The 18,645-nt window shown below is 68.5% G+C and carries 17 protein-coding genes; 6 read left to right on the top strand and 11 right to left on the bottom strand.

What is annotated here, in order from left to right; all coding sequences use genetic code 11:
• Positions 1-45: 45 nt before the first annotated feature.
• The 9 genes from BpN12_RS26835 to BpN12_RS26795 form a co-directional block, all read right to left on the bottom strand.
• Complete coding sequence (locus tag BpN12_RS26835) at positions 46-636, bottom strand: UbiX family flavin prenyltransferase (protein ID WP_246795235.1); 591 nt, start codon at positions 634-636, stop codon at positions 46-48.
• Positions 629-2,290, bottom strand: a complete 1,662-nt coding sequence (locus tag BpN12_RS26830; protein WP_246795234.1) for a UbiD family decarboxylase — start codon at positions 2,288-2,290, stop codon at positions 629-631. Before BpN12_RS26830 ends, BpN12_RS26835 begins: the two co-directional genes overlap by 8 nt.
• 109 nt (positions 2,291-2,399) lie before the next feature.
• The gene (locus tag BpN12_RS26825) at positions 2,400-3,128 is read right to left on the bottom strand and encodes an enoyl-CoA hydratase/isomerase family protein (protein ID WP_246795233.1); all 729 of its coding nucleotides are present in this window, start codon (positions 3,126-3,128) and stop codon (positions 2,400-2,402) included.
• A 64-nt stretch (positions 3,129-3,192) separates the two neighbouring features.
• Positions 3,193-5,559 carry a xanthine dehydrogenase family protein molybdopterin-binding subunit gene (locus BpN12_RS26820; RefSeq protein WP_246795232.1) on the bottom strand — a complete coding sequence of 789 codons (2,367 nt, stop codon included), beginning with the start codon at positions 5,557-5,559 and terminating at the stop codon, positions 3,193-3,195.
• A gap of 4 nt (positions 5,560-5,563) precedes the next feature.
• Positions 5,564-6,076: a (2Fe-2S)-binding protein gene (locus tag BpN12_RS26815; RefSeq protein ID WP_246795231.1), complete on the bottom strand. Its 513-nt coding sequence runs from the start codon at positions 6,074-6,076 to the stop codon at positions 5,564-5,566.
• A 19-nt stretch (positions 6,077-6,095) separates the two neighbouring features.
• Positions 6,096-6,977 (bottom strand): FAD binding domain-containing protein, encoded by an 882-nt coding sequence (locus BpN12_RS26810; protein ID WP_246795230.1) that lies wholly within the window; start codon positions 6,975-6,977, stop codon positions 6,096-6,098.
• 35 nt (positions 6,978-7,012) lie between these two features.
• Entirely contained in the window at positions 7,013-7,714 is a 702-nt protein-coding gene (locus BpN12_RS26805; protein ID WP_246795229.1) for an SRPBCC family protein, read from the bottom strand.
• 113 nt (positions 7,715-7,827) lie between these two features.
• Positions 7,828-8,622, bottom strand: coding sequence for an alpha/beta fold hydrolase (locus tag BpN12_RS26800; protein ID WP_246795228.1), 795 nt, complete (start codon positions 8,620-8,622; stop codon positions 7,828-7,830).
• A 165-nt stretch (positions 8,623-8,787) separates the two neighbouring features.
• Positions 8,788-9,189, bottom strand: a complete 402-nt coding sequence (locus BpN12_RS26795) for a carboxymuconolactone decarboxylase family protein (protein ID WP_246795227.1) — start codon at positions 9,187-9,189, stop codon at positions 8,788-8,790.
• Between the two features lie 137 nt (positions 9,190-9,326).
• Here BpN12_RS26795 and BpN12_RS26790 point away from each other — a divergent pair, with 137 nt between their 5' ends.
• The 6 genes from BpN12_RS26790 to BpN12_RS26765 all read left to right on the top strand — a co-directional run bounded on the left by BpN12_RS26790 (position 9,327) and on the right by BpN12_RS26765 (position 16,813).
• Entirely contained in the window at positions 9,327-10,010 is a 684-nt protein-coding gene (locus tag BpN12_RS26790; protein ID WP_246795226.1) for a GntR family transcriptional regulator, read from the top strand.
• A 399-nt stretch (positions 10,011-10,409) separates the two neighbouring features.
• Positions 10,410-11,708, top strand: coding sequence for an MFS transporter (locus BpN12_RS26785; protein ID WP_246795225.1), 1,299 nt, complete (start codon positions 10,410-10,412; stop codon positions 11,706-11,708).
• Positions 11,709-11,874: 166 nt separating this feature from the next.
• Positions 11,875-13,296, top strand: coding sequence for a uracil-xanthine permease family protein (locus BpN12_RS26780; RefSeq protein WP_246795224.1), 1,422 nt, complete (start codon positions 11,875-11,877; stop codon positions 13,294-13,296).
• Positions 13,297-13,506: 210 nt separating this feature from the next.
• On the top strand, positions 13,507-14,550 hold the full coding sequence (locus BpN12_RS26775) for a porin (protein WP_246795223.1): 1,044 nt from the start codon (positions 13,507-13,509) through the stop codon (positions 14,548-14,550).
• Positions 14,551-14,861: 311 nt separating this feature from the next.
• Positions 14,862-15,845: a porin gene (locus BpN12_RS26770; RefSeq protein WP_246795222.1), complete on the top strand. Its 984-nt coding sequence runs from the start codon at positions 14,862-14,864 to the stop codon at positions 15,843-15,845.
• Positions 15,846-16,042: 197 nt separating this feature from the next.
• Entirely contained in the window at positions 16,043-16,813 is a 771-nt protein-coding gene (locus BpN12_RS26765) for a DUF72 domain-containing protein (RefSeq protein ID WP_246795221.1), read from the top strand.
• A 50-nt stretch (positions 16,814-16,863) separates the two neighbouring features.
• On the opposite strand, the gene BpN12_RS26760 is transcribed toward BpN12_RS26765, so the two are convergent.
• Positions 16,864-17,796, bottom strand: coding sequence for a helix-turn-helix transcriptional regulator (locus BpN12_RS26760; protein WP_246795220.1), 933 nt, complete (start codon positions 17,794-17,796; stop codon positions 16,864-16,866).
• Positions 17,797-17,839: 43 nt separating this feature from the next.
• Positions 17,840-18,475 carry a YbhB/YbcL family Raf kinase inhibitor-like protein gene (locus BpN12_RS26755; RefSeq protein ID WP_246795219.1) on the bottom strand — a complete coding sequence of 212 codons (636 nt, stop codon included), beginning with the start codon at positions 18,473-18,475 and terminating at the stop codon, positions 17,840-17,842.
• Positions 18,476-18,645: the final 170 nt, after the last annotated feature.

Below are 18,645 nucleotides of genomic sequence, written 5' to 3'. Positions count from 1 at the left end.
TCGCGCGGCGAGCCTGGGGAGAGGGTGAAACGCGCCGCGGCGGCCTTACTCGTCGTCCTGCCGCTGTTCTTTCCAGCGCTTCACCACGCCGGTCTCGATGTCGAACAGGTCGAGCAGGCGGCCGACCGTGTGGTTGACGATGTCGTCGATCGACTGCGGCTTCTGGTAGAACGCCGGCACGATCGGCGCGATCACCGCGCCCATGTCGGAGAGCTGCACCAGCGTGCGCAGGTGGCCGCCGTGCAGCGGCGTCTCGCGCACGCCGAGCACCAGGCGCCGGCGCTCCTTGAGCACCACGTCGGCCGCGCGGCTGACCAGCGAGCTGGTGATGCCGGTGGCGATCTCGCTCATCGAGCGCACCGAGCACGGCACCACCAGCATGCCCCGGGTCTTGAACGAGCCGGAGGAGATCGCCGCGCCGATGTCGCCGGGCGCATACCAGCACGAGGCCCGCGCGCGCAGGTCGGCCGCGCGGATATCGGTCTCGTAGGTCATCGTCAGCTCGGCGGCCTTGCTGATCACGAGATGGGTCTCGACGCCCGCCTCGGCGAGCAGTTCGAGCGCGCGGATCCCGTAGATCACGCCCGATGCGCCGGTGATGCCGACGATGATGCGTTCCGGGGTGCCGTTACTCATGATCGTTCTCGTAGCCGCGCACCGGGGAGTTCGGCTCCACGCCGGCGCGGCGGCGTGCCTGGTAGGACGCGTCGCGCTGCATCCACTCGCCGCGCGTCGCCTGCTCGGCGTTGCGGTCCCATTCCTCGGTCCAGTCGCCGAGCGAGTAGCCGTACCACGGCGACTCGGGCTTCAGCTTCGGCAGGTCGAGACGTTCCCACAGCGCCTTCGCGTTTTCCATGTATTCCTTCTTGGGCAGCGCGAGCGGCGGCATCGGCGCCTTCATCGTCGCGTCCACCAGCATCGCCGAATCGAGCCCCGTGTCGTGATCCGAGCGCGGGCCGTGGCCGTGCTCGCGGAACGGAATCAGCTTGACGTCCTCGACCGGGTTGCAGCGGTAGCCCATCGCCCAGAACACGGCGTCGGCGTTGTCCGGATCGATGTCGTCGTCGACGGCGATCACGAACTTGCCGATCGCGGCCTGCAGCGACATCGTGCCGTACAGCGCGCGCCAGACCTCGGTCTTCTTCGAGCCGCGCTCGAACTGCAGGAACACGAAGCGGCGCAGGTTCGTCAGCGGCTCGTGCAGGAACACCTTCCTGATGCCGCGAATGCCGAGGTGGTCGCGCAGATGGCGCAGGAACATCGGCTCGTAGGCGAGCCGCTTGATGACGCTCGATTCGGACGGCGTGACCTGCGAGATGATCGAGGTCAGCACGGCGTCCTTGCGGCGCGTGATCGCGGTGACCTCGATCGAGACGTTGTAGTCCTCGAGCGCGACGTAGCCGTGGCTCTCGCCGAACGGGCCTTCCGGTTCGAGGTAGGTCGGGTCGACGTAGCCCTCGACCACGACTTCCGCCTCGGCCGGCACCAGCAGGTCGACGGTGCGGCCCTTGACGACGCGGATCGGCTCGCCGGCGAGGGCGCCCGCCACGCTCAGTTCGTCGGTGTTCGGGCGCAGCTTCTGCGGGCCCTGGAACGCCACCAGCGGCGGCGCGCCGAGCACGATCGCCACCGGCATCTTCTCGCCCCTGGCCGCGAACTTGCGCCAGTGGTCGAGGCCGCCCGCGCGCAGGTTCACGAGCATCATCATGCCGAGCCGGGTCGGCGACTTCAGGTGGCCGCGGTAGGTGCCCATGTTCTGCACGCCGGTTTCCGGGTCGCGCGAGATCACGCCGGTCATCGTCATGTACGGCGCGGCGTCGAAGCCCGGCGTCGAGATCGGCAGCGGCAGCGATTCGAGGCCGTTGCCCGGGCCTTCGAGATCCTTGCCCTCGATCACGATGTCATGCACGGGGCCGCTTTCGACCACCACCGGCGGCACCGGATTGTCGATCGCGCGGTTCCAGGCGTCGCCGATGTCGTCGAGCGACGGCACGTTCATGCCGATCCGGTAGATCTCCGGATTGGCGGCGATCCCGCCGACGATCACCGGCATGTCGTACTTGCGGCCCTTGCTGTCGACGATGTTGGTGAACAGGAAGGCCTTGCGTTCGGCTTCGGGAATGCCGCCGCGGAACTGCCAGCGCACCAGCGGGTGCATTTCGGTGTCCTTGTTGACCGGCTCGTCGATCCGGTACAGCAGGCCCGCCGCGTCGAGGCGTGCGATGTGGTCGTGCAGGTCCGCGTAACCGGTTTTCGCGGCGGACGCGGAGGAGGTGTCTTGATCAGCCATGGCTTGAGTCCCGTGGAGCGCCGCGTTGCGCGGCGCCCTCATTGCTTGAAGTGTTGCCCGACCCGGGCGGGGTGTTGCGGCTCCGAGCCGTCTCGCGGCTCGCGGCGGATCAGCGGCGCATCGAGGTCATCGCGTTCGCGAGCGCGGCGCCCGCCGTTTCGCTCGCGAGCGAGAAGTCGGGGATCGTGATCTCGCGGAAGTAGGTCTTCAGCGTCGCGATGGCGATCCGGTCGCGCGTGCAGATCGAGGCGACCATCGCGTCCGCGCGCTCGCTCAGGCTCGCGGCCGGCACGACTTCGGCCACGATGCCCCATTCGCGCGCATTCGCGGCGTCGATCGTCTCGGTCAGGTAGACCAGGTGCGCGGACGCCTTCGGCGGCACCTTGTGGCGCAGCACCGACAGCACCAGCGTCGGCGGCAGGTTCTTCTGCAGCTCGGGCAGGTTGAAGCGCACGCTGTCGGCGGCCACCGCCAGGTCGCATGCGGTGACGAGCGCGCAGCCGAAGCCTTCGGCGTCGCCCTGCACCTCGGCCAGCAGCGGCACCTGGCTTTCGTGCATCGCGCGGTAGACGTCGAGGATCGGATCGGCCACGTTGCGGCGGAACTGCTCGGCGCTCGGCGGCGCGGCCGGCGGCGCGCCGACCGCGCGGCCGCGGCAGAACGCGGGCCCCGACGCGCGGATCCGGATGATCTTCACCGCGCTGTCGCGGCCGGCCTGGCGGATCTCGGCGGCGAGCGCGCGCATCGCCTCGAGCGTCAGCGTGTTGCCCAGCTCGGGCTGGGCCAGGGTGATCCGGTATTCGGAGTCGTGCAGTGCGGCGGTGAATTCGGTCGTCATGGAAAAAAAGTCCGAACAATGAAAGCAGGGAAGGGCGCCCGCGCCGGGCGGGCGCCGGCGCAGGTCAGCGCGCGTAGGCGCCGGCCTCCTTGAGTTTCTGGAACACGCGCTGGGGCACCAGCGGCGCCTCGGTGAACGTGACGCCGTATTCCGACAGCGCGTCCTCCATCGCCGAGATGATCGCCGCCGCGGCCGGGATCGTGCCGCCTTCGCCGGCGCCCTTGACGCCGAGCGGATTGAGCGGCGACGGCGTTTCGAGATGCACGATGTCGATGTTCGGCACGTCGGTGGCCATCGGCAGCAGGTACTCGCCGAAGTTGGTGGTGGTTGGCTGCGCGTTCTCGTCGTACTGCATCCATTCGAGCGTCGCGTTGCCGATGCCGTGCGCCACCGAGCCGATCACCTGGCCGTCGACGAGCAACGGGTTGATCAGCTTGCCCGAATCGTGCGCCATCACGTAGTTGAGGATCGTGATGTGGCCGGTCTCGCGATCGACCTCGAGTTCGACGACGGCGGTGCCGTTGCAGTAGGTCGACTGCGCGGGCGAGAAGTACCTGGTCTCCTCCAGGCCGGCGGTGAGGCCCGTCGGCATCGTGAAGCCGGGCATGCCCTGCGAGATCTTCGCGAGCTGGCCGTAGCTCATGCGCTGCTCGATGCCCGAGCGGCGCGCCACGTGCCCCTCGATCAGCACCAGTTCACCGGGTTCGCACTTCCACAGGTGGGCGGCCAGCGTCAGCATCTTCTCGCCCACCGCCTGCGCGGCGATGTAGACCGAGTTGCCGGCGTTGACGGTCGCGCGGCTCGCGAACGTGCCGACGCCCATCGAGATGCCGCCGGTGTCGCCGGTGATGACGTCGATCGTCTCGAGCGGCAGGTTCAGCTGCTCGGCGCAGATCTGCGCGAAGGTGGTCTTGTGGCCCTGGCCCTGCGGCGACGCGCCGGTGATCACGACCACCCGGCCGTTGGCCTGCACCCGCACCGTGGCGCCCTCGAACGGGCCCATCCCGGTGCCTTCCACGAAGCTCGCCATGCCGATGCCGATGAAGCGGCCCTGGCTGCGCGCCGCGGCCTTGCGCGCCGCGAAGCCCGCGTAGCCGGCGCGTTCGAGCGCAGCCTGCTGGCAGGCCGGATAGTCGCCGCTGTCGTAGCGCAGCGGGCTGCCGTCGCGATAGATGAAGCCCGCGTCGTAGGGCATCTGTTCCGGCTGGATCAGGTTGCGCCAGCGCAGTTCCGCGCGATCCATGCCGAGCGTGCGCGCGGCCTTGTCGAGGATCCGCTCCATCGCGAACACCGCCTGCGGGCGGCCGGCGCCGCGCACCGGCGAGGTCGCGCACTTGTTGGTGTAGACCACGTCGAGCTTCGCGCCCATCGCCGGGATCACGTAGGGGCCGGGCGTGGTCGTGATCGAGATGTACGGCGTGATGATGCCCCACGGCAGGAACGCGCCGTTGTCATGCACCATCTCCAGCCTGACGCCGCGGATCTTGCCGTCGGTGCCGAGCGCCATGCGCATGGTCCACCACTGGTCGCGCTCCTGCGTGACCGACAGGAAGTGCTCGCGCCGGTCCTCGATCCACTTGACGGGACGCTTCAGCGCGACCGCCGCGATCGCCACCAGCGCCTCTTCCGGATAGAACGGCAGCTTCGGCCCGAAGCCGCCGCCGACGTCGTGCATCAGCACCCGCAGCTTCTCGGCGTCCCATTCGAGCAGTTCGACGAGGTTCTTCTTCTCGTGGTGCGGCGCCTGGCCCGACGACCAGACGGTCAACTCGCCCTGGGTCGCGTGATACTCGGCGAGGTAGCCGCGCGTCTCCATCGGATGCGCGGAGCCGCGGTTCTGCCAGTAGGTTTCCTCGACCACGTGCGGCGCGTCCTGGAACGCCGCGTCGAGATCGCCGAACGCCATCTCGATGTGGGCGACCACGTTGTCCTTCGCGTCGGTGTGGCAGAGCGGCGAGTCGGCACGCAGGCCGTCGCGGCAGTCGGCGACGGCGGGCAGGATGTCGTATTCGATTTCGATCAGGCCGCAGGCGTCTTCCGCGATATAGCGGTTGTCGGCGACCACGAACGCGACCGCCTCGCCCGCGAACGTCACCTCGGTCGAGGCGAGCAGCTCCTGGGTGCGCTCGAAGCGGATCGCCGGGTTCGGCAGCATCGACGGCACGCGGGCGCGGGCGCGGCCGCTCAGGTCCGCGTGCGTGTAGACGGCATGCACGCCCTTCAGCTCGCGGGCGGCCGTGCAGTCGATCGAGACGATCTTCGCGTGCGCGTGCGGGCTGCGCAGCACCGCGGCCTGCAGCATGTTCGGCAGATGCAGGTCGTCGACGTAGGTGCCCTGGCCCTGCAGCAGCTTCTTGTCCTCGGTGCGCGCGACGCGCTTGCCGATGTAGCGCTGGTCGGTGGGCGCGCCCTTCAGGTCGGAAATTTCCATCGTGTCACTCCGTGGCTTGCGCGGCCGGCGCGCCGGCACGCTGATCGCGGATGCGCTGGGCGGCGAGCAGGGCGGCCGCCACGATCGGCTGGTAGCCGGTGCAGCGGCACAGATTGCCGGTGATCGCCTCGCGGATCTCGGCCTCGGTCGGCGAGTCGGTTTCGTTCAGCAGTTCGGTCAGCGTCATCAGCATGCCGGGCGTGCAGAAGCCGCATTGCAGCGCATGAGCCTCGGAAAAGGCCTTCTGCAGCGCGTTGAGCGTGCCGTCCGCGTGGGCCAGCCCTTCGACCGTGGTCAGCGAGCGGCCGTCCACCTGGGCGGCGAGCGTGAGGCAGGCGCGCGCGGTGCGGCCTTCGATCAGCACCGTGCAGGCGCCGCAGACGCCGTGCTCGCAGCCGTAGTGCGTGCCGGTGAGTTCGAGGTCGTGACGCAGGAAGTCGCCGAGCATGCGGCGCGGCTCGACTTCGCGCTCATAGGCGGCGCCGTTGACGATGACCCTGACGGTACGAGTCTCCATGTCCATCTCCTCTGTCACTCTAGGATTGTCTTGCGACGCGCGAGAACGCCGTCTTCAGCGCTCTTTCGGTCAGGACGCCGGCGAGATGCTGGCGGTAGTCGGTGCTGACGTGGGCGTCGGTCATCACGTCGAGCTCGCGCGCGGCGTCGCTCGCGATGCGCAGCGCGCTGTCGCCCATCGGCAGGCCGCGCAGCGCGGTCTCGACCTCGTGCATCCGCACCGGGCCGGGCGCGACGCCGCAGACCGTCAGCGACACGCGGTCGAGGCAGCCGCGCGCGTCGGCGGTGCAGAGCGCGGCGACGCCGACGATCGCGTAGTCGCCATGGCGCCGCGCGAACTCCTCGAACGCGTAGCCGTGGCCTTCGGGCCAGATTTCGAGCGAGATGCCCGCGAGCAGCTCGCCTTCCTCGATCGCGGGCGTCATGTACATCAGCGCCCACTCCGAGATCGGCAGTTCGCGCGTGGTGACGGCGCCGTCGTCGTAGCGCGCGATCGTCAGGATGCCGTCGAGCGCGGCGGTGAAGCACGGCTGCTCCGACGACGGATCGAGCTGGCACAGGCTGCCGCCGAGCGTGCCGCGGTTGCGGATCTGCTTGTGGCTCACCAGCTGATACGCCTCGCGGATCAGTGGCGCGCGCCGGGTGACGAGCGGCGACAGCTCGATGTCGCGCTGCCGCGCCACGGCGCCGATGTGCAGGCGGCCGTCGCGTTCCTCGATGCGGGTCAGCGCCTCGACGCCGTTCAGGTCGACCAGGTGGCTCGTCATCAGATACCGGAAGTTCATCATCGGCATCAGCGACTGGCCGCCGGCGAGCACGCGGGCGTCCTCGAGCGTGCCGAGCAGTCGCGCGGCCTCGTCGACGGTGGTTGGCGCGTGATACTGGAATTCACTGGGTTTCATGCGTGCTCCGATAGGGCGGCGGTGGCGGCTTCGTGTCAGTGATGCTGTTTGATGCCGAAGAGCCGCGCGAAGAAATTCCGCACCGACTGCCACATGGCCTTGCGCATCAGCGCGCCGGCATCGAGCGGCACGACCGGCGCGGGAGCGGGCGGCGGGCGGCGCGTTGCGGCGGCGGGCGGCGGTGCGTCCGCGGCGGCGGACGGGTTCGACGCGTCGGGCTCGCCCGCGGTGGGGGCGGCCGATGCAGCCGGAGCGGTTTCGGCGGCATGCGCGGCGTCCGCCTCGATCAGCGCGGCCAGGTTCTTCGCGAACTGGTTCAGCAGCTGCTGCGAGAGCGCCTCGATCATCCCGGCGCCGCGCCCGTACTGCGCGACCGTGCCCGACAGGTTCACGTCCGAGACCACCTCGACGCGGGTCTTGCCGCCGCCCGCGTCGCTGACGGCCGCGTTGATCTGCGCATCGGCGCCGCCGCGGCCCTTCGTGTCGGTGCCGCTTGCCGACACCACGACCGTGCGGTCGGCGTCGTTCTGTCCGGCGATCCTGAACTTGCCCGCGAACTTCAGCGTGAGCGGGCCGAGCTTGACGGTGAAGCCGCCCTTGTAGCTGCCGTCGGGCTGCTGTTCCTTGAGTTCCGCGCCGGGAAAACACGGTGCGGACCGTTCGATGTCGATCATGGTCGTCCAGACGGCGGACGGCGGTGCTTCGACCGTGAAGGATGAACGGATAGTGATTGCCATGCTGCCTCCTGAGAGCAATCGGCCCGTGCCTGGGTTGCTCCGTTTATTGATGACTACCGGGCCGCGCCGCGCGTCGAAACCGTTCCGGCGCGCGGGCGGCCATCTGCCTTATTTCATCGGCCGAGGGCCGACAGGAAATCGTCGAACACCGCGGTGAAGATTTCGCGCATCTCGAACGCGCCGAAGTGCGAGGCGCCCGGCACCACGACGAAGCGGGCGTTCGGCAGCGCGTCGGCGATCTTCTGCGAGACCGCCGGCGGGATGCTCGCGTCGGCCTCGCCGGCGACGACCAGCGCCGGCACCGTCACTGCCGGCAGTTCGTCGAGCGTGTCGAGCAACGAGATGGCGCGCCAGTTCGCGCTCCAGCTATGCCAGTCGTCCGCGGCGAGCCGCGCGCGGCACTTCGGGATCAGCTCGGGACGCGGCGGGTTGGCGGCGAACCAGCGCGTGATGGTGTCGTCGATCACTTCCGACATCGAGCCCTGCCGGTTCATGTCGCCGCGCGCGAGGATGCGCGGGCGCACCTCGTCGGGGAAGCCGCCGGCCGTGGCGCACAGAACCAGCGCGCCGGCCAGCTCGGGGAACTGGATCGCCACGTGCTGCGCGATCATGCCGCCCATCGACACGCCGATCAGCGTGGCGCCGCTGAGGCGCGCCTGGCGCAGCACCGCGGCGACGTCCGCCGCGTGTTCGGCCAGCGTGACGGGCGCGGTGACGGCGCTCGACGCCCCATGGCCGCGGATGTCGATCGCGACGACATCGTAGGAGGCGGCCCAATGCTCGACGTATTCGTCCCACCAGCCGCGGTCGACGCCGATCGGATGGAGCAGGACCAGCGGCCGCCCGGTGCCGCGACGCGTGTAGGCGATGCGGCCGGCTGGAATTTCGCAGAAAGTTGCTTCGGACATGACTGACTCGGTAAGGCGCGGAGCGCGACTGGGACACGATGAAAAGGAGCGCCGGGCCGGCGATCCGGGGGCGCGGCGCCCGCGGCCACCCTGGGCTTCGAGGCAGGCGCGCCCGGCAACGGGATGACGGATCGCGGCGCGCCTTGCGCCGGCCGCGCGCCGCCTTCAGGCCGCCTCGGCCTTCGCCTTCAGTTCGAGCACGACGGCCTTCGCGCGGCGCAGCCCTTCGGCGGCGACCGGAATGCCCGCATAGACGCCGGCTTGCAGCACCACCTCGGCGATTTCCTGCTCCGTCACGCCGTTGTTCACCGCGCCGCGCGTGTGCACTTCGAATTCATGCCAGCGGCCGAGCGAGGCCAGCATCGCGAGGTTCAGCATGCTGCGCGTCTTGCGCGTCAGGCCGTCGCGATTCCAGATGTTTCCCCAGCAGACGTCCTCCGTGTACTCGAGGAAGGTGGCATCGAACAGATTGGGGGTGGCGTTGCTCTGCGTGTGGCTCGCACCCAGCACTTCCGTGCGGATCTTCGCGCCGATGGCGCGGCGTTGGGACAGCGTGATGTCTTCCATGAGTACCCTTCCGGTTTATCGAACGGTTGTAGGATTGTATAATCAGACGCAGTATCGGAGCGCCGCCGTCAAAAGTCAATATGATTGTATTACTGTATTGAGCGTCGCTCCCATCAATCCCTATGCAAAGAGGTGGAATGAATACCAACAGATTGGTAGTGAGGCCGGTGGCAACGCTGCGCCAGCAGGTGATCGACGGTTTGCGCGCATGTATCAGCGATCTGACCTTCAAGCCCGGCGACCGGCTGATCGAGCGCGAGCTCTGCGAAATGCTGGGCGTGAGCCGCACGCTCGTGCGCGAGGCGTTGAGCCAGCTGGTGGCCGAGGGGCTCGTGCAGATCATTCCGCACAAGGGGCCGATCGTCTCGCTGATGACGGGGGACGAGGCGAGGGGGCTCTACGAGGTGCGCGCGGTTCTCGAGGCGCTGGCGGGCCGCCAGTTCACCGAGCGGGCGAACGACGAGCAGCGCGTCGCGCTGAAGCAGGCGCTGACGGAACTCGCGACGATCCAGGACGCGCAGGGCCAGGACGGCATCATGCAGTTCCTGAAACAGAAGGCGCAGTTCTATGACGTGATGCTCGAAGGCGCCAACAATCCGGTGCTCACGGAAATGCTGCGGCTCGTCCATACGCGCGTGATGATGCTGCGCGCGACGACGCTGTCGCAGGAAGGGCGCTTGCCGCAAAGCTATGAGGAAATCTCGGCGATCGTCGATGCCGTCCTGCGCAACGATGCCGACGCCGCCGCGGCTGCCTGCAAGCGCCATGTCGAGCAGGCGGAGCGGCTGGCGGTCCAGGTGCTCTCCGAGACGGTCGACTGAGTCGGCGTCCCGCCGCGGCTTTCCGCGGCTTCCCGGTTCGATGCGCCGGGGCCGGGGCGAAAGCCCCCGGCCCCGGCTGCCTGCTGCCTGCCGAGCGTGGCCGGCGGTCGGCTCGCCGGCCGGTATCCGGCGCGACGTTCTGCGCCTTGTTCCGCGTCTCCGTGTGTCTTCGTCGCTGGCGCCATGCGTGGCGGCCAGGCGATCCCGCACGCGTACCGATTCTCTCCTGCGATCCCGAACTGCCCGTCCGTGCACGCCGTCGGACTGCATGTATGACGTAATACAATATTCTATATTGCAATCTAATTGCATTACGTTATACTGCGTCAACCGACGGACCGGGCAGGCGACCCGGGCAAGTCGTTCGCCTTGGCGGCGAGAGATCAGGAGACGGAGACGATGCGCACTACGCAGGGCGCCCGCGCGGCCACCATGGCCCCGGCCGAGACACACGGATTCAGGCTGTCGCGCTACCAGTGGCTGGCGCTGATCTCGGCGTTCCTCGGCTGGATGTTCGATTCGATGGACCTGAATCTCTTCACGCTCGTGCTCGTGCCGAGCGTGAGCCAGCTGCTGCACAGCACCGACGCCACCGAAATCAGCCGGATCGGCAGCTTCATCATCGCGGGCAAGCTGCTCACCTGGGGCATCGGCGGCGTGCTGTTCGGCGTCGCCGCCGACCGGTTCGGCCGCTCGCGCGTGATGGGCCTGACCATCCTCATCTACGCGGCGTTCACGCTGCTCAGCGCATTCGCGAAGACCTGGCCGCAGCTTGCGATCGCACAGGCGCTGGCCGGCTTCGGGATCGGCGGCGAGTGGGCGGCCGGCGCCGCGCTGGTGGCCGAATCATGGCCCGGCAAGCAGCGCGCCCGCGCCATGCAGATCATGCAGATGGCGTTCGCGTTCGGCTTTCTCGCGGCGGCGCTCGACAACCTGCTGCTGGGCCGCTTCGGCTGGCGCGTCGTGCTCGGCGTGGGCGCCGCGCCGGCGCTCGCCACGATTCTGGTGCGCCGCTTCGTCCCCGAGCCGCAGCGCTGGGTGCAGGTGCGCGACAGCGTGATCGCCGAGTCGGCGCTGCAGACCTTCAGTGCGATCTTCGCGCCGGGACTGCGCCGCAAGACGATCATCGGCGTGGTCGTGTCGTCGGCCGCCATGCTCGGCTGCTGGGGCGGCCTCACGTTCCTGCCGAGCTGGATCCATCAGTTGTCGGTGGCGGCCGCCGATCACCGCGACGTCGGCACGACGGTCAGCTACGCGTTCATCCTCATGATGATCGGCGCGTCGCTCGGCTACCTGTCGTTGATCTGGATGCTCGACGCGCTCGGCCGCCGGATGTCGTACTTCATCTTCTCCGTGGGTTCGCTCGTGGTCTCGCTCGTGCTGTTCATGACGGTGCATGACATCGGCCGCGTGCTGTGGCTGATGCCGGTGTACGGCTACTTCGTGATCGGCGCGTTCGGCACCTTCGCCGCCTATCTGCCCGAGCTGTTCCCGACCCGCGTGCGCGCCACCGGGCAGGGCTTCTGCTGGAACATGGCGCGGGCGCTGACCAGCATCGGGCCGATCGCCGGCAATGCGGTGGTCGCGAGGTTCGGTTCGTTTCCGGCGGCATCGGCCGCGGTGTCGCTGCTGTTCGTCGTCGGCATGGTGTCGATCTGGTTCGGCCCGGAGACGCGCGGCATTCCGCTCGACGATTGAGCGCCGTCGCATCACGCCGGGCGGGTGGCGCGTTCGTATCGTTTGGGTCGCTCGCAGCGGGGAGGCCGGCTCGCCATGGCGCGCCGCTGCCCGAGGGCAATCAGTGCGACACGGCCGCGGGCTGCGTCGTTAGGCAGGACTCCTTTTTTATTGAACGGAACACATCGTGAGCCAGGAAATGCCGGATTCCGGCGCGTCAAGCCGGGACGCCACTGCCGAAGCCTCGCCCGCGCGCATCTTCGATGTCGGCATCAACGAGCGCCTGCCGCTGCCGCAGCTGGCCGTGCTCGCGCTGCAGAACGTGTTCGGCATGACGGGCATGTTCGTGTTCCCCGGGCTGCTCGGCCGAGCCTTCCATCTATCCGATCCGCAGATCGCGTACCTGTACGGGATGACCTTCATCGCGTGCGGCGTCATCACGATCCTGCAATCGGTGCTGCTGCTGCGCCTGCCGGTGGCGCAGGGGCCTTATGCGGGCAGCTTCGGCGCGCTGCTGGCGGTCGGCCATCTGCAGTCGGGTGGCCTCGGCATGGCATTCGGGTCGTTCTTCGCCGCCTCGCTGATCTGGTGCCTGCTCACGGTGCCGGTCCGCGGGCGCAGCGTGGCCGGCATGTTTGCGCGGCACCTGCGCCTGCCGATCATTTCCGGGATGATCGTGATGCTGATCATGGTGCAGATCGCGAGCGTCGCGCTGCCGACCTGGATCGGCCACCCCCGCACGCCGGGCTTCCCGGTCGTCAACCTGCTGTCGGGCGCGATCGCCGTGGCCGGCATCGTATTCGCGATGCTGTGGGGCGGCCGCCGGCTGCGCCGCGTCGCGATCCTGCTCGGTCTCGCGCTCGGCACGCTGGCCTACACGCTGTGGCAGCCGGTGTCGTTCGCGGCGGTGGCCGCGGCGCCGCTGCTCGTCGAGCCGCGCATCTTCCCGTTCGGCTTCGGGGTGCGTCCGGATCTGGTCGCGGTGTTCCTGCTGGTGCTGATTCCGGCCGGCATGGGATCGATGGCGCTTTACCAGACCGTCGCCGAATGGGGCAATGAGACGTTGAGCCCGGGCCGCATGTCCGAAGGGCTGTTCGGCGTCGCGCTCGGCTCGGTGGTCGCGGCGATGTGGGGCGGCTTCAGCACGATCGCGTATCCGGACAACATCGGGATTCTGCGCGCGACGCGCGTCGGCTCGCGCTTCGTCACGCTCGCCGCGGGCATCCTGCTGATCGCCCTCGGCGGCTGCGTGAAGTTCGACATGCTGCTCGTGATCGTGCCGATCCCGGTGATCTCGGCCGCCGCGACGCTGCTGTTCGGCATCGTCTTCATGCACGGCGTCCATATTCTCGCGCAGGTCGAGTGGGACGATCGCCGCCTGATCGCGGCGGGGCTCGCGTTTCTGGTGGGCCTCGGCGGGCTGTTCATCGAGCCGGAGGTGATCCATGCGATGCCGCTGATGCTCCAGCTCGTGCTGCAGCAGCCGGTGATCTCCGGTGGCCTCACGCTCGTCGTGTTGCATACCCTGCTGTGCGCGAAGCCGCAGCCGTCGGACATCTCACCGGCCGCGGGGGCCGGTGCGCGGCAGCCGGTTCGGGTCAGGCAGTAGGGCGGGCCCGGCCGGCCGCGGCGGTGGCGGCGCGCCGCCGTGGTCGAGGCGCGACCGGGTATCGTCGGGCGCCCGGAAATCAGGGTTTTTATTTAGCAATGCAGATCAATGAGGCATGCGGGATGCCGACGCGCGATGCGGCGCGGACCAACAGATGAGCGGGAACGCCTCACGGGCGTCAACCCGGGTTCGGGCAGGGAGGAGACACGGATGAAAACAGGGTTGGGGATGACGCTGCTGGTTTCGGCGGCGGCACTGCTCGCCGGGACGGCCCATGCGCAATCGAGCGTGGAACTGTACGGCCTGGTCGACGCGTTCGTCGCCTACAAGAAGCCGATGAACGGGCAGTCGAGCGTGATCGCCGGCAACGGCGGCATGACGGCGCCGTATTTTGGTCTGCGCGGAACGGAGGACATCGGAGGCGGCACGAGCGTCGTCTTCGATCTCGAGGGTTATTTCAACGTCCAGACCGGCGCGATGGGCCGCACGGGGTTCCCGCACGACGGCCTGTTCTCGCGGAATGCCTACGTCGGCCTGAGCGGCCGCTACGGCACGCTGACCGCCGGCCTGATTCCGCCGCTGCTGTGGTTCTCGACGATCACGTTCAACCCGTTCGGGAATTCCTTCGTGTTCGCGCCGATCGTGCTGCACAGCTATGTCGGCGTGAACGGCCAGGGCGTGTTCGGCAACGCCGGCGAGTGGTGGAACGCGGTGTTCTACGCCACGCCGTCGTTCAACGGCCTGATCGGGCGGGCGATGTATGCGTTCGGCAACGAGCCGGGCCACCTCGGGCAGAACAAGTGGACGGGCCAGGTCGCGTACAGCCATGGCGGCTTCGCGGCCTCGGCCGTGTATCAGCAGATCAAGTACAGCCTGAACGCCGGCGACCTCGACACCGTGCTGCCGGGATTGACGACGCAGTCGGTGTTGAACGTCGGCGCGTCATATGACCTGCATTTCGTGAAGCTGTATGGCCAGTACCAGCATGTACGGGATGCGGTGTCGAGCGGCAACGTCGGCATCGATACCGGCCAGATCGGCTTCTCGATCCCGGTCGGTGTCGGCCGCATCCTTGGTTCGGATGCCTATTCGAAGAGCACCGGCCACAGCTCGGCGTATCGCAACACCTGGGCGCTCGCTTATGACTATCCGCTCTCGAAACGCACCGATATCTACGCGGCGGTGCTGGGCGATCGCGCGAACCGGATGTCGAGCGGCATCACGGCCGGCGGAGGGATTCGCACGCAGTTCTGATCGGTGGCCGGCGCCGATGCGTGTCCGGCGGATGCGTCTCCACGAGGGACGCGCGGGCATGCGAATACAACGGCAGGGGTGAGGGGGCGCACGCGGTTCGAGCGCGAGCTTCGTGCGATCCAGGGTTGAAGGCCAGGCAGGGGCGGTCCGCATTGCGTCCCGTGGCTGATTAATTTAATGATATCGATGGAGGAGACATGTCAGTAACTGGAACTGCAGGCCGCGGCGCACGCCGGTTCGGCCGTCGGCGATCGTTGGCCGCCGTGACCATGTTGGGGTTGTCGAGCGGCGTCGCATGCGCGCAAAGCAGCGTGACCTTGTACGGCTCGCTCGACGGCGGCCTGCGCAATCTCGTGAACGGCACGAGCGCCGGCGGGGCGGCGCTGTCGATGGCATCGAACGGCGTGTTCCGGTCGAATCGCCTCGGCTTCGAGGGCAAGGAGGACCTGGGCGGCGGCTACTATGCGCGCTTCGATCTGGAGGCGGGCTACGTCCTGTCGACCGGCGCGAACAGCAGCACCACCAACCAGATATTCCAGCGCAACTCGACGGTCGGCCTGTCCGGCCCGTTCGGCCAGGTCGACATCGGCCACCAGTTCACGCTGCAGCACCGGCTGATCCGCGACTTCGAGCCGTTCAACCTGCGTTATCTGGGCATTACCGAGGCGGCGGCGGTATCGGGCGGCACCAGCGGTCGCGACGACAATGCGATCCACTACCACGGGGACTTCGGTCCGTGGACGGCGCGCGCGGTGTACGCGCCGGGCGGCATCGCGGGCAGTCTGGCCAGCGGCACCGTGCTCGCGGGCGGCCTGAACTACCACACGAAAATGATCAAGTTCGGCGCCGGCTACACGCATCGCTCGAACGCGCTGTCGACCAACGCCGCCAACACCGCGTTTTTCGCGAACGATCAATATACGGCCGGCGGCGCCGTCTCGCTCGGTCCGGTCGACGTGATGGGCGGCTATTCGCTCGCCACGCAAGGGGTTCCCTCGACGGCGCATGGCGAGACGCGCAACCAGTACCTGTGGGGCGGCTTCCGCTATCAGGCGTCGCCGTACTTCAACGTGACGGCCGCCTATTACGACAACGCCAACTCGACGTCCGGCGTGGACGGCAGAAAGGACGTCGCCATCGTGGGCATCACCTATTCGCTGTCGAAGAGCACGCTGCTCTACGCCGATGTCGACTACACGCACTTCACGGGGGGCTACGTCACCAATGCGACGCTGAATCCGTCCCTGCACAGCAAGCAGACGGGCGTCTCGTTCGGGATGAACCACGATTTCTGAGGCGGAACGGTCCATGCTCCCTGGCCTCGCACGCCACGGTTCGGACAGGCCCGCGAGGGCCGATCGACGAAGCATCGTTATCGGCCTTCCCGCATCGCCCTCGGCCGCACCCGATGCGGCCCGCAGGATCGGCGGGCGAAGCGCGGCGTGCTAGGCTGACGGCACCACCTCGTCCGGCCGATGCACGCCGAAACTTCATGACTTCCAGCACGTCCCCCGAGCGTCATTCCCAAGCCTGCCCGACCTACATCGGCTGTGCCGGATGGGCGCTGTCGTCGCGCGTGGCGGGCCGGTTCCCCACCGAAGGCAGCCATCTCGAGCGTTACGCGCGAGTTTTCTCCTCGGTGGAAATCAACTCGTCGTTCTACCGCCCTCATCAGCCGAAGACTTACGCGCGCTGGGCTGCGAGCACGCCCGACGCGTTCCGGTTCTCGGTCAAGATGCCGCGACGGATTTCGCATGAACTGGGATTACGCGACGCCGACGCCGCCTTGAGCGAATTCCTGGCCCAGGTCGAACCGCTGAAGGAAAAGTTGGGGTGTCTGCTGCTTCAACTGCCGCCCGGCCTGGTGCTGGACGACGCCACGGCCCGGCGCTTCTTTGCGCGGCTGCGAAGCGCCACGCAAACGCCCGTCGTCTGCGAACCCCGCCACGCGACGTGGTTTTCCGAGGCCGGCGCGACCATCCTGAAACAGGCCGGGATCGGCTGCGTGCGGGCCGACCCGCCACCCGTCGCCAATGCCGAGCCGATCGGCGATCCGCGTATTGCCTACTTCCGCCTGCATGGCTCGCCGCAGATGTATTACTCGGCATACGACGAGCCATTCATCGAAGCGCTGGCGGCGCGGCTGATCGAAGCCGGCCGCGCCGGCTCCGAGGCCTGGTGCCTGTTCGACAATACCGCACGCGGCGAGGCGATTCCCAACGCGCTGGCGCTGATGGAAAAACTGCAAGAGGCGCATCGCTGAAACGGGCCGTTCCGCACGCGCCCGGCACCGCCCACCATCGCGTCGATCCGCTACCGCACCCGGGACGGCACGGTCCCGAACCGCTCCTTGAACCGCTCCGCGAACCTCGCCCGCGACCGGTACCCGCAAGCCTCGGCGATCCTCGCCAGATTCCACCCGGTGGTCTGCAGCAGCATCATCGCGTGGTGCATGCGGACCTCCACCAGCAAGCTCTCGAACTCGGCCTGTTCCGCCGCGAGTCGCCGTCTGAGCGTGGCCTCGCTCATCGCCAGTTCGCGTCCGGCCGCCTGCGCGGTCCAGTGATGGCCGGGCGCGTCGCCGAACAGCGCGCGCAGCCGCCCGGAGGTGGTCGGCGCGAGCGGCGGCGGCAGCCGGAAGCCGCGCTCCGCGAGCGCGTGCAGCAGATCCATGAGCCGATACCGCAACCGCGCATCGCTGAGCCCCGCCTGCTCGACGCCCTGCAACACGTGCTGCAGCGACGCGAGCAGGTCGGCGTCGAGTGCAACGGTCTGGAACGGCGGGCGCGACCGGTCGGCACCCGTCGTCCCGGAGAGGTCAGCCGGCGCCGTCTCGCGCTGAAACGCGGCGACCAGCGCCGGCGGGAACGTCAGGAACATCGACTGAAAGCGCCGCGCGTCGCCGCCGGGCGTCTTGCGCAGATCGGCGCAGGCATGCGCATCGACGAGCAGCAGCGGCGAACCGGCGTCGAGGTCGAGCCGCGTGTGGCCGTCGTCGAGGTTCAAGCGGCCGCACAGGATTTGCACGAGCGTCGTTTCGAAGAACCGGAAGCGCCGCGTGTGCTGCGGCAGCACCAGCGACGGCCGGGCCAGCCCGCAAAGATCGCGGCGCGCCACGAGCCGCGCGGTCGAGGCCGGCGACCCGTCCACCGACTCCGACGATCGCCCGCCGTCATGCATCCGCGGTCGCTCGCCATCCGGTGCGGCGCGCCAGGCTGACGACGCAACACAAGGCTCGACCGACATGAGATTCACCCGTTCCAGGAAACCTTCGAACCGCGCCGCATCGTCAGGCCGCGGCGACGCGCGGATTGAGGCTGTAGGTCCCGGTGAGGCTCGCCGTCGCCAGCACCGGCGCCCCGGCGAGCGCGGCCCGCACGTTGGCGCCCGTCAGCGCGCCGTTCACCGCGAGTTTTGGCACAGCGAGCGCGTAGACCGTGAACACGTAGTGATGGACGATCGTGTCGTTCCAGGGCGGGCAGGGGCCGTCATAGCCGTAGTAGTCGCCGCTCATCTGCCCGTCGCCGGCAAACCAGCCGGTGTAGTCGTTGATGCCGTGACGCAACCCCTCGGGTGCATCCGGTCCGGGCTTGCCGCGCGGCGTGACGGCGGCGGAGTGGCTGCCCGCGGCGATTGCGGTCGTCGCGGCGGGGAGGTCGAGCAGCAGCCAGTGGAAGAAGTCGACGCGCGCGAGCGAGGCGGGTACCTCGCGTCCTTCCTGGTTCACGTCGTCGCCACGGCTCGGTACGTCGGGATCGCGGCAGACCACGACGAACGATTGCGTGCCGGCCGGCGCGCCGGTCCAGGCGAGATGCGGATTGCGGTTCGACGACAGCGCGACGTGCGCGGCCGGATCGGCGACGGCGAACGCGAATTCGCCGGGAATCGGCTGGCCATCCTGGAAGCTCTGGCTGGTGAGTTGCATGGGCGGGTCGATGAAGTGTGGGGGGGCGGGGCCGGCGCGGTCGCGCGAGCCATGACCACAGTGTAGGCGGCTGCCGCGCCCCCGGATCAGCCGATCCGATCAACCTCGCTCGCGAACCCGTCAATCTGAACGCATCGGCGATCATACGGCAAGCGACCTGCCGCGTCGCC

Origin of the sequence: Burkholderia perseverans, assembly GCF_022870505.1 — a bacterium.
In the GTDB taxonomy this organism is placed as follows: Bacteria; Pseudomonadota; Gammaproteobacteria; order Burkholderiales; family Burkholderiaceae; genus Burkholderia; species Burkholderia plantarii.
Note: the sequence above shows the minus strand (reverse complement) of the source record. Positions and strands in the feature narration are given on the sequence as shown.